The 9,864-nt window shown below is 75.1% G+C and carries 9 protein-coding genes and 1 pseudogene; 7 read left to right on the forward strand and 3 right to left on the reverse strand.

What is annotated here, in order from left to right; genetic code table 11:
* The coding region (locus L1885_RS16875) for a small ribosomal subunit Rsm22 family protein (protein WP_235797948.1) at positions 1–715 on the forward strand (715 nt) is incomplete at its 5' end.
* On the opposite strand, the pseudogene ddaH reads toward L1885_RS16875, so the two are convergent.
* Positions 704–1,552: pseudogene (ddaH, locus tag L1885_RS16880) on the reverse strand (dimethylargininase); the annotation flags it as partial. The gene L1885_RS16875 and the pseudogene ddaH sit on opposite strands and share 12 nt — an antisense overlap.
* A 191-nt stretch (positions 1,553–1,743) precedes the next feature.
* Here ddaH and L1885_RS16885 point away from each other — a divergent pair.
* Both L1885_RS16885 and L1885_RS16890 read left to right on the forward strand, forming a co-directional pair.
* The gene (locus L1885_RS16885) at positions 1,744–2,637 is read left to right on the forward strand and encodes an SDR family oxidoreductase (RefSeq protein WP_235797950.1); all 894 of its coding nucleotides are present in this window, start codon (positions 1,744–1,746) and stop codon (positions 2,635–2,637) included.
* A gap of 222 nt (positions 2,638–2,859) precedes the next feature.
* Positions 2,860–3,384, forward strand: a complete 525-nt coding sequence (locus L1885_RS16890; RefSeq protein ID WP_235797951.1) for a P-loop nucleotide/nucleoside kinase family protein — start codon at positions 2,860–2,862, stop codon at positions 3,382–3,384.
* A gap of 73 nt (positions 3,385–3,457) precedes the next feature.
* Here the strand turns inward: L1885_RS16890 and L1885_RS16895 are convergent, their stop codons facing one another.
* A complete protein-coding gene (locus tag L1885_RS16895) occupies positions 3,458–4,834 on the reverse strand; it encodes a PucR family transcriptional regulator (protein WP_235797952.1) in 1,377 nt (458 codons plus the stop codon).
* A 102-nt stretch (positions 4,835–4,936) separates the two neighbouring features.
* On the opposite strand from L1885_RS16895, the gene L1885_RS16900 reads away from it, so the two are divergent.
* Positions 4,937–5,251: a hypothetical protein gene (locus L1885_RS16900; protein WP_235797953.1), complete on the forward strand. Its 315-nt coding sequence runs from the start codon at positions 4,937–4,939 to the stop codon at positions 5,249–5,251.
* Between the two features lie 108 nt (positions 5,252–5,359).
* Here the strand turns inward: L1885_RS16900 and L1885_RS16905 are convergent, their stop codons facing one another.
* Positions 5,360–6,277 (reverse strand): endonuclease/exonuclease/phosphatase family protein, encoded by a 918-nt coding sequence (locus L1885_RS16905; RefSeq protein ID WP_372481962.1) that lies wholly within the window; start codon positions 6,275–6,277, stop codon positions 5,360–5,362.
* Positions 6,278–6,675: 398 nt separating this feature from the next.
* Here L1885_RS16905 and panB point away from each other — a divergent pair, with 398 nt between their 5' ends.
* The 3 genes from panB (at position 6,676) to L1885_RS16920 (ending at position 9,803) form a co-directional block, all read left to right on the forward strand.
* Positions 6,676–7,563 (forward strand): 3-methyl-2-oxobutanoate hydroxymethyltransferase, encoded by an 888-nt coding sequence (gene panB, locus L1885_RS16910; RefSeq protein WP_235797955.1) that lies wholly within the window; start codon positions 6,676–6,678, stop codon positions 7,561–7,563.
* Between the two features lie 297 nt (positions 7,564–7,860).
* Positions 7,861–8,907 (forward strand): ATP-binding cassette domain-containing protein, encoded by a 1,047-nt coding sequence (locus L1885_RS16915; RefSeq protein WP_372481961.1) that lies wholly within the window; start codon positions 7,861–7,863, stop codon positions 8,905–8,907.
* Positions 8,904–9,803 carry an ABC transporter permease gene (locus L1885_RS16920; protein ID WP_235797957.1) on the forward strand — a complete coding sequence of 300 codons (900 nt, stop codon included), beginning with the start codon at positions 8,904–8,906 and terminating at the stop codon, positions 9,801–9,803. Before L1885_RS16915 ends, L1885_RS16920 begins: the two co-directional genes overlap by 4 nt.
* Positions 9,804–9,864: the final 61 nt, after the last annotated feature.

Here is a 9,864-nt window from a genome sequence, read left to right on the forward strand (position 1 = left end):
GGTGGGCCGCGACCTGGCCGCGGGCGTGCCCGGGCTGCCGCCCGTCGACTGGCGGCGGGCCCGGATCGGCGCGGCGGCCGGAGAGCTGCCGGCGAGCGACCTCGTCACGGTCGCCTACGTGCTCAAGGAGCTGTCCGAACGCGACCGGGACGCGCTCGTGTCGGGCGCGGCCCGCGCGGCCGGGGCGGTGGTGGTCGTGGAGCCCGGCACCCCCGACGGCTACGAGCGCGTCATGGCCGCCCGCGACGCGCTGATCGCGGCGGGCTTCACGGTCGCGGCGCCCTGCCCGCACGACGGCGCCTGCCCGATCGAACGCGGCGCGGACTGGTGCCACTTCGCGGCGCGGGTCGGGAGGTCGTCGCTGCACCGGCAGGTCAAGGGCGGCTCGCTGCCCTACGAGGACGAGAAGTTCAGCTACGTCGCGGCGGTGCGGGCGGACGGCGGCGCGGCCGGCTCCGGCGCCCGGCCCGCGGGGGCCCGGGTCGTGCGCAGGCCCCAACTGCGCAAGGGCCAGGTGCTGCTGGACCTGTGCACCGTGGAGGACGGCCTGCGCCGCGAGACGGTGACGAAGCGCCTGGGCGCCCTGTACCGGGCGGCGCGGGACACCGAGTGGGGCGACGCCTGGCCGCCGCCCGGGCAGGACCGGGCCGCCGGGGGCCCCGGAGACGCGGGTGACGACGGCTCCGGGGCGGGCGCCGGCGGCTCAGACGCGTAGCTCCTGCGTGCAGCACTTCACGCTGCCGCCGCCCTTCAGCAGCTCGGACAGGTCCAGGCCGAGCGGCTCGAACCCCCGTGCGCGCAGCGGCCGGAACAGCCCGGACGCCGCGCTCGGCAGCAGGACGTGCCGCCCGTCGCTGACGGCGTTGAGGCCGAGCGCCCCCGCGTCGTCGGCGCCCACGAGGAGGGCGTCGGGGAAGAGGCGGGCGAGCACGGAGCGGCTGCCGGGCGAGAACGCCTCCGGGTAGTACATGATCTCGTCGGCCGCGTCGTCCAGCACGCACAGCGCCGTGTCGAGGTGGTAGAAGCGGGGGTCGACGAGATCCAGTCCGATGACGGGTCTGCCGAAGAACTCCTGCGCCTCGTCGTGCGCGAGGGGCGAGCTGCGAAAGCCGCGCCCCGCGAGCAGGTACGACGCCGTCACGGCGAAGTCGCCCTCGCCCTCGTTGACGTGGGCGGGCTCCTGGACGTCCGCGTAGCCCTCGGCGCGGAACCACGCGAGGTGCGCCTCCGCCTCGGCGGTGCGCTCCTGGTGGGCGAAGCGGGCCCCGAGGACGCGGCCGTCGACGACGGTGGCGCCGTTCGCCGCGAACACCATGTCGGGCAGGTCCGGCCTCGGCCGCAGCAGCGAGACGGTGTGGCCGAGCGAGAGGTAGCGGTCGCGCAGGTCCTCCCACTGGGCGAGGGCGAGTCGCACGTCCACCGGCTTGGCCGGGTCCATCCAGGGGTTGATGGAGTACGTGACCCTGAAGTGCTCCGGCGGGCACATCAGATAGCGGCGGGGTGAGGCGTCACGGGACACAGGAGTCTCCTCACGGAGGGTGGTGGCGCACGTCGTTGTGCGTCACCGCCATGGTCCGACGCCGACCGGCAGGGCGCTGCCATCCGTTCGGGTGGTTGTGGGGCGCTCGGGGCGGACGCGGGGCCTGGTCGGTCCGCCGGGCGCTGTCCGGGTGCGCCGGGACCCGCGGCCGGGGGTGCGACGATGACGGGCCTCGGACGGACGCGGGCGGAGCGAGGGAACGCATGGACAGTGCTGGGGCTGCTGAGGGTGCCCGGCGTGCCGACGGCGCCGGCGGCGGGGGCGCGGCGCGCGGTACGGGCGGCGGGGACGGCGGGGGTGCGCTCCCGGCGCGCCGCCCCGTCACGGTCGTCACGGGCGGCGGACGCGGCATAGGCGCGGCCATCTGCGCGCGGCTGGCGGCGGACGGTCACGACATCGCCCTGGCCTACGTCAACGACCCCGACGCCGCCGCCCGCACCGCCGAGGCCGTGCGGGCGCGGGGGTCGAGGTGCGTGACGGTCCGGGTCGACATCTCCCGCGAGGGCGACGTGGACCTGCTGTTCGACACGGCCGCCGCGGAACTGGGCCCCGTCACCGGGCTCGTCAACAACGCGGCCGTCACCGGGCCGCTCGGCCGCCTCGCGGACGTCTCGACGGACGTGCTGCGGCGCGTCGTCGACGTGAACCTGATGGGGACGCTGCTGTGCTCGCGGCGGGCGGTGCGCGAGATGACGGCGCGGGCCGCCTCCGGCACGGCGGACCCCGGCGCGGCCGGCAAGCCCCCGGCCGGGGCGGGCGCGATCGTGAACGTCTCGTCGGCGGCGGCGACGCTGGGCAGCCCCGGCGAGTACGTCCACTACGCGGCGACGAAGGCGGCCGTCGACGCCCTGACGGTCGGCCTGTCGAAGGAACTGGGCCCGGAGGGCGTGCGCGTCAACGCGGTGGCCCCCGGGCTCGTCGACACCGACATGCACGCGGCGATGGGCGACCCGGACCGTCCGGCGCGGATGGCGCCGGGCATCCCGCTGCGGCGCGCGGGCGAGCCGGAGGAGATCGCCGCGGCGGTGGCCTGGCTGCTGTCGCCCGAGGCGAGCTACATCTCGGGCACGGTGCTGCGGGCGGCGGGCGGGCGCTGAGGGGGCGGCGCGGGGGTCGCGGGAGAGGCCGGGAGGGCCGCCCGTGCCCGTGCCGGACGGCCCACCGCGGCTGGCGGCCGCCTTCGAGGGCGGTGTCGGCCGCCGTGCGCCGGGCGGGGGCGCCGACCCACGCGCCGGGAGGATGCCGGCCGTGCGTCGCGGTGCCGGGAAGCGGCACGGAAACCGGTTGCTCCGGGCGCTGTTCGCCCGCACGATCCTCGTGTGACGACGCTGTTCCTGATGGTCGGCCTGCCCGCGGCCGGCAAGACCACCCGGGCGAAGCAGCTGGCAGGGAGCCACGGCGCGCTCCGGCTGACGCCCGACGAGTGGATGATCCCGCTGTTCGGCGAATCGGAGGCGGGCGGCGGCCGCGACGTCCTGGAGGGGCGGCTGCTGTGGCTCGGCCTGGAGGCGCTGCGGCTCGGCCTGGACGTGGTGGTCGACTTCGGCTGCTGGTCGCGTGACGAGCGGTCCGCCGTCCGCTCGCTGGCCGAGGCCGCGGGGGCGTCCTGCGAGCTCGTGTACTTGCCGGTGGACCCCGCGACCCAGCGCGCCCGGGTCGCCCGCCGCTGGTCCGCCGCCCCGGACGAGACCTTCCCGATGAGCGAGGCGGACCTCGCGCATTGGCGGGCCGCCTTCGAGGAGCCGGATGCCGCGGAACTCGCGGGGCGCGACACCGGTCCGCCCCCCCCGGGGTTCGCCGACTGGGCCGGGTGGGCCGCCGCCCGGTGGCCCTCCCTCGCCTGACCGGCGCTCCCCCGCAGGGGCCGCCCGCGGTCGCGGGGCCCCGCCACGCGCCGGGCGGGGGCGCCGCGCCCCGTTAGCCGTAGGTCGCCAGCGCCAGCAGCGACTTCAGGAGGCCGTCGAGGCTGCGGGCGTCCCAGCCCGTGCGCGACTGCCAGCGCTCCAGGCGGTACTTGACGGTGTTCGGGTGCACCCGCAGGGAGTCCGCGGCGGCGGAGATCGAGAAACCGTGCGCCGCGTAGGCCCGTACGGCGTCCCGCAGATGCGCGGACTGCGCGGGCGGGCCCACCCGCTCCACGGGCTCCAGGAGCGCGGCCAGGCGCGGCGCGTGCGGCAGGAGCGTCGCGAGCAGCCAGTCCTCCTCGAAGGCCACGACGCCCGCTCCGTCCGCACCCTCCGTCCCGTCGGCCCTGGTGGCGGCGACCCGCAGGGCGCTCTCGGCGTCCCGCACGGATTCCGCGGCGCCGGGCAGCCCCCGCCGGGACAGCCCGAGGCCCGCGGGTACCGCCCCCAGGTCCCGCAGGCGGCGGCGCAGCGCCGCCTCGTCCGCGTGCTGGAACAGGAACACCGTCGACGGCCCCCGGGAGGCGGCCGCGCAGCCGAAGCCGTGGTCGCGGGCCCAGCGGCGCGTCTCCTCCGTGCCCGCGGCGCCCGGTGCCCCGGTGCGGCAGGCCACCGCCGTGAACGCCCCCTCGGGGTCGAACGCGAGGGCCTGCGCGAGCAGGTGCGTCTCCGGGTCGGCGGCGCGGCCCGCGTACAGCGCCTCCAGGAGCTGGTGGCCCAGCGCGACGTGCCGCTGCTCGCGGGAGCGGGTCGCCTCCGTGTGGGCGTCGGTGATGACCGCGGTGCTCGTCTCCAGCCAGGACCAGGCGATTCCCACCAGCGACAGCAGTTGCTCGGCCAGGCCGGGCCCCGCCTCCCGGGAGCGCTCCAGCAAGAGGTCCCACACGTCGCGGTAGCCCGCGTGGTACGCCGCGACGAGGGACTCCAGCGGGAGCCCCTGCCGGGCCCTGCGGCGCCCCAGGTCGCGGCAGAGGTCCGCCTCGGCCGCCGTCGGGGGCCGCCGTTCGGTGAGGCCGGACAGCATGAGGTGGAGCTGGAGCCGTACGGCCTCCTCGTGCTCCGCCGGCGGGACCACGACGTAGTCCGGGTGCCGGCGCCTGATCGACGCGACGATGCGCGGCACCACGACGGGTGCCTCGCGCTCCAGCGACCCGCACAGCTCCGCGACCGGCTCCCCCGCGTACGGCTGCCCGCGCGGCCCCGGGTCCTGAGGCCGCGCCTTCCCCGCGGGGGCGTGCCGCTGCCCGGTCGCCCGCGTCGCCCGGTCGCGGGAGTCCCCCGCCCCGGCCGGCCGGGCCTCCCTGGCCGCCGTCGCGGAGTCGCCGGTCACGGCCTCGGCCTCGACCTCGGCCGTATCCGCGCCTTCCGTCTGCCTCTCTGTGCTTTTCACACCCGATTCGCCCTTAATTTCGCTGTCTGCACGTTTCCTCCCTTCCAGGGTCCGCGCAAACCTGGCAGGAGAGGTGGTCACATCGTTAAGAAAGGTAAAAGGATGACAACGATGGCAAAGTCGGGCTCCGGCTCCGGCCCCGATTCCCGCTCGGGCTCCGGCTCCGGCCCCGATTCCCACTCGGGCTCCGGCCCCGATTCCGGCTCCGGCTCCGGCTCCGGCTCCGATTCCCGCTCCGGCTCCGGCTCCGGCGAGGGCACGATCAGTCGCTCCGGCGGGTCCGGGCGCCCGGAGTCCGACCCCGGTCGGGACGCCGGGCGGCCCGGCGAGGGCGGGGCGCGGCCCGGCGCGGGGCACCCCGGGCGGTTCGTCGATCAGGAGAGCCCGTGGCTGTTCGGCTTCCCCGACGCCCGGTGACCGCCCGCCGGCCCCGGACGACCGCACGTGGACCCGTCGGAGCTGCCGCACCCGACGCCCCCGCCGCGCCCGTCTCAGCGGCCGGACCCGCCCGAATCGTGAGACCCGTCAGAGCGTGACGCGCGCCGCGATCGGCAGGTGGTCGCTTCCGGTCTCCGGCAGGGACCACGAGGACTTCGGGGTCACGCCCCGCACCATGATCTGGTCGATCCGCGCCATCGGGAACGACGCGGGCCAGCTGAACCCGTACCCGTCGCCCGCGGCTCCCTGGGTGCTGCGCATCTGGGCGGTCACGGCGTCCAGCGAGCGGTCGTTCATCGTGCCGTTGAGGTCGCCCAGCAGGACCACCCGGTGCTGCGGCTCCTTCGCGATGGCCTCGCCGAGCGCGTTCGCGCTGTTGTCGCGCTGGTTGGCGGTGAAGCCCGCGTGCACCTTGACCCGCACCGAGGGCAGGTGGGCGACGTAGACGGCGACCTCGCCGTGCGGCGTGGAGACCAGCGAGCGCATCGCTCGCTTCCATCCGATGCGGATGTCGACCGCGTGCGTACCGCTGATCGGGTACTTGCTCCAGAGCGCGACCGTCCCCTCCACGGCGTGGTACTTGTACGCGCCGCCGAGTCCCTTCTCGTACGTGGGAAGGGCGGCGGGCGTCAGCTCCTCCAACGCGACGACGTCGGCGCCCGAGCGGGTCAGGTCCAGCGCCGTGGCCGCCGGATCCGGGTTGTCCGCGTCGACGTTGTGCGTCGCGACGGTGAAGTCCCCGCCGGTCGCCTCCTTGCTGACGACCAGTCCGCCGAAGAGGTTGAGCCACACGACCACCGGCAGGACCAGCGCCACCAGCGCCGTCGCCGACTTGCGCAGGAGCGCGAGGACGAGGACCACCGGGACGGCGACGCCGAACCACGGCAGGAACGTCTCGGCGAGGGAGCCCACGTTGCCGATCGTGTTGGGGATGTGCGAGTGCAGCCCCATCACGAGGGTGACCAGCACGGCGACCAGGGCGAGCACGAGACCCCTGCGCCACATGCCGGGCCGCCAGCCCCGCCAGTGGCCAGAGCCCCGCCGGATTCCGGTGGGCCGACCGTCCGAAGGGATCGTCACCGTCTCCGCCGTGTGCTCCTGCGTCATGAAAACCTCGCTGACTTCGCCCGTGCGTCCTGGGTCCGGCCGGGTCCCGCGCCGTGCACCCGCCCGGGTCAGTCCGACCCTAGGTGATGGACCCCTGCTTTCGCCGCCGCCTCACGACAGCGCCTACCGAGACCAGGACGTGACCTGGGGGCCCGGAGGTTCCCGGCCTCCCGTGGGGCCCGGATCACAGCCGCGCACGGTGACCACCACTTCCCGCGCGGGGTGCCCGGTGCCACCATGGAGGTGGTCCAGGGACGCCGTCAGGGCGCCTTGAGATGACGAAAGGGCCTTCGGCCATGACTTTTTCCTCCGCCGACCCCGCGCCGAGCCGGCAGGCTCCGGCGACCGCCGACAGCAGCGGCAAGGCGCTGTACGGCGGCAAGAGTTCCCGCAGGATCACCGTCCACGACATCGCCGCCGCCAAGGAGCGCGGCGAGAAGTGGCCCATGCTGACCGCGTACGACGCGATGACGGCGTCGGTCTTCGACGAGTCGGGCATCCCCGTGATGCTGGTCGGCGACTCCATGGGCAACTGCCACCTCGGGTACGAGACGACCGTTCCGGTGACCCTCGACGAGATGGCGATGCTCTCGGCCGCCGTCGTGCGGGGCACGAAGCGCGCGCTGATCGTCGCCGACCTGCCGTTCGGCTCCTACCAGGAGGGGCCGGTGCAGGCCCTGCGCAGCGCGACGCGCCTCGTGAAGGACGCGGGCGTGGGCGCCGTGAAGCTGGAGGGCGGCGAGCGGTCGCACGAGCAGATCTCGCTGCTTGTCGCGTCCGGCATCCCGGTGATGGGCCACATCGGCCTGACCCCGCAGTCGGTCAACGCCATGGGCTACCGGGTCCAGGGCCGGGGCGAGGAGGCGGCCCAGCAGTTGCTGCGGGACGCGAAGGCCGTGCAGGACGCGGGCGCGTTCGCGGTGGTGCTCGAACTGGTGCCCGGCGAGCTGGCGGCCGAGGTCACCCGGAGCCTGCACATCCCGACCGTGGGCATCGGCGCGGGCCCCACGACGGACGCGCAGGTGCTCGTCTACACCGACATGGTGGGTCTGACCCCGGGCCGCGTGCCCCGCTTCACCAAGCAGTACGCGAACCTGCGCGAGACGCTGGGCGGCGCCGCGCGGGCGTTCGCCGAGGAGGTCGTCGGAGGAACGTTCCCCCAGGAGGAGCACACCTTCCACTGAGCCACTGCCCGCACCAACGGCGGCCCGCCGACCGTCCCCCGTCGGCGGGCCGCCGCATGTCCGCGCGGCCGCGTCCACGCCCCTCCCCCCGGCCCGGGGCCGGCGGGCGCCAAGGCCCCCGCGGCGCCCCTCGCGGTCCGGCGGACGGATGTCCCGCGTCCCGCCCGGTCCGGTGAACGGCTGCTCCGCGTCCCACGGGCGACCTGTCGGCGACATATCGGTGCGAGCGCCGGAGGCGGGCCCGCCTGTCGGCGGCCTGTCGGTGCGTTGTCGGTGGCGGCTGGTCCCATGGTGGGCATGACGCGAATCGACAAGAACCAGGGCGGTGCCCGCAGGGGCATCGCCGTCGAGGTGCGGGGGCTCGTCAAGCAGTTCGGCGGCCCCCAGGGCACCAGGGCCCTCGACGGGGTCGACCTCGACGTGCGCGAGGGCACCGTCCTCGGCGTGCTCGGGCCGAACGGCGCGGGGAAGACCACGCTCGTACGCATCCTGTCCACGCTGCTGCGCCCCGACGCGGGCTCGGCCGTCGTCGCCGGGTACGACGTGCTGCGGCAGCCCCGCCAGCTGCGCCGCACCATCGGCCTGACCGGGCAGTACGCCTCGGTGGACGAGAAGCTGTCGGGCTGGGAGAACCTCTACATGATCGGGCGGCTGCTCGACCTGTCCCGGCAGGAGTCCCGGCGCCGCACCGACGAGCTGCTGGAACGCTTCTCGCTGACCGACGCGGCGAAGAAGCCGGCCATGCAGTACTCGGGCGGCATGCGCCGCCGGCTGGACCTCGCGGCCTCCATGATCGCGCGGCCGTCCGTCCTGTACCTGGACGAGCCGACGACCGGCCTCGACCCGCGCACGCGCAACGAGGTGTGGGAGGAGGTGCAGCGGCTGGTCGGCGAGGGGGCGACCGTGCTGCTGACCACGCAGTACATGGAGGAGGCCGAGCAGCTCGCCGACGAGCTGACGGTCTTCGACCGGGGGCGGGTCATCGCGAGCGGCCGGGTCGACGACCTGAAGGCACGGGTCGGCGGCCGCACCCTGAAGATCACTCCGACCGACACGGCGGCGCTGCCGCAGATGGTCCGGGCGATCGCCGAGGCGGGCCTCGACGGGGTCGCGGGCGCCACGGCGGTGCCGGACGAGGGTGCGCTGTACGTGCCGATCCTCAGCGACGAGCAGCTCACGGCGGTGATCGGGCTGCTGGGGGCGCGGGGCTTCTCCCTCGCGCACATCGGCACGCACCTGCCCAGCCTGGACGAGGTGTTCCTGGCGATCACGGGCGAGAAGACGACCGACGGCGCGCGCAGCGGGTCGGGCAGCGAGAACGAGACCGAGGGGGTCGCCGCATGAGTACGACGTCTACGAGCGCGCAGGCACAGCCCGCGACGGCCGGCCTGCCGCAGGACGCACCGGGGCCCACGCCCCCGGCGGCGCGCGGGGCGCGGGAGCGCACCGCCGACGACGGGCGGATCGGCCTGCGGGCCAACCTGCGCCACATCGGCGCCCTCGTGCGGCGCAACGTGCTGCAGATCCGCCAGGACCCGGAGTCGATGTTCGACGTCCTGCTGATGCCGATCGTCTTCACGGTGCTGTTCGTGTACGTGTTCGGCGGCTCGGTCGGCGCGAGTCTCGGCGGCGACCGCCACGACTACCTGAACTACGTGGTCCCGGGCCTGATGGCGATGATGGGCATGAACATCGCGATGGCCGTGGGCACCGGCATGAACGACGACTTCCGCAAGGGGGTCATGGACCGGTTCCGCACGATGCCGATCGCCCGTTCCTCGGTGCTGATCGCGAAGATCGTCGTGGAGATCGGCCGGATGCTCGTCGCCACGGCGATCCTGCTGGGGATGGGCTTCGCGCTCGGCATGACCGTGCAGACGTCCGTGTTCGGGCTGCTCGCCGCGGTGGGACTGTCGCTGCTGTTCGGCGCGGCCCTCATGTGGATCTTCATCCTGCTGGGACTGACCATGAAGACGGCGCAGGCCGTGCAGGGAGTGGCCATGATCGTGCTGATGCCGCTGCAGTTCGGCTCGTCCATCTTCGCCCCGACGAAGACCATGCCGGGGTGGCTCCAGGGCTTCACCGACTACAACCCGCTCTCGAACCTCGCCGACGCGGCCCGGGGCCTGGTCGACGGCGGCCCGGTGGCGCACTCGGCGCTCATGACGCTGGCGTGGGCGGCGGGGATCACGCTGGTGATGGCGCCGCTGGCGGTCCGCAAGTTCCGGGACAAGACCTGAGCCGGGCGCGCCGGCGCGCCGCCCGCCGCCGGGGGGCGGCAGGGCGGCGTCCGGCCCGGCG

Origin of the sequence: Streptomyces fuscigenes, assembly GCF_021556455.1 — a bacterium.
Lineage (GTDB): Bacteria > Actinomycetota > Actinomycetes > Streptomycetales > Streptomycetaceae > Streptomyces > Streptomyces fuscigenes.

Excerpts from the sequence above, each read along its gene's own strand:
- L1885_RS16885 (WP_235797950.1), top strand. The coding sequence starts at position 1,744 with ATGGACAGTGCTGGGGCTGCTGAGGGTGCCCGGCGTGCCGACGGCGCC.
- L1885_RS16900 (WP_235797953.1), top strand. The coding sequence starts at position 4,937 with ATGACAACGATGGCAAAGTCGGGCTCCGGCTCCGGCCCCGATTCCCGC.
- L1885_RS16905 (WP_372481962.1), bottom strand. The coding sequence starts at position 6,277 with ATGTGGCGCAGGGGTCTCGTGCTCGCCCTGGTCGCCGTGCTGGTCACC.
- panB (WP_235797955.1), top strand. The coding sequence starts at position 6,676 with ATGACTTTTTCCTCCGCCGACCCCGCGCCGAGCCGGCAGGCTCCGGCG.
- L1885_RS16915 (WP_372481961.1), top strand. The coding sequence starts at position 7,861 with ATGACGCGAATCGACAAGAACCAGGGCGGTGCCCGCAGGGGCATCGCC.
- L1885_RS16920 (WP_235797957.1), top strand. The coding sequence starts at position 8,904 with ATGAGTACGACGTCTACGAGCGCGCAGGCACAGCCCGCGACGGCCGGC.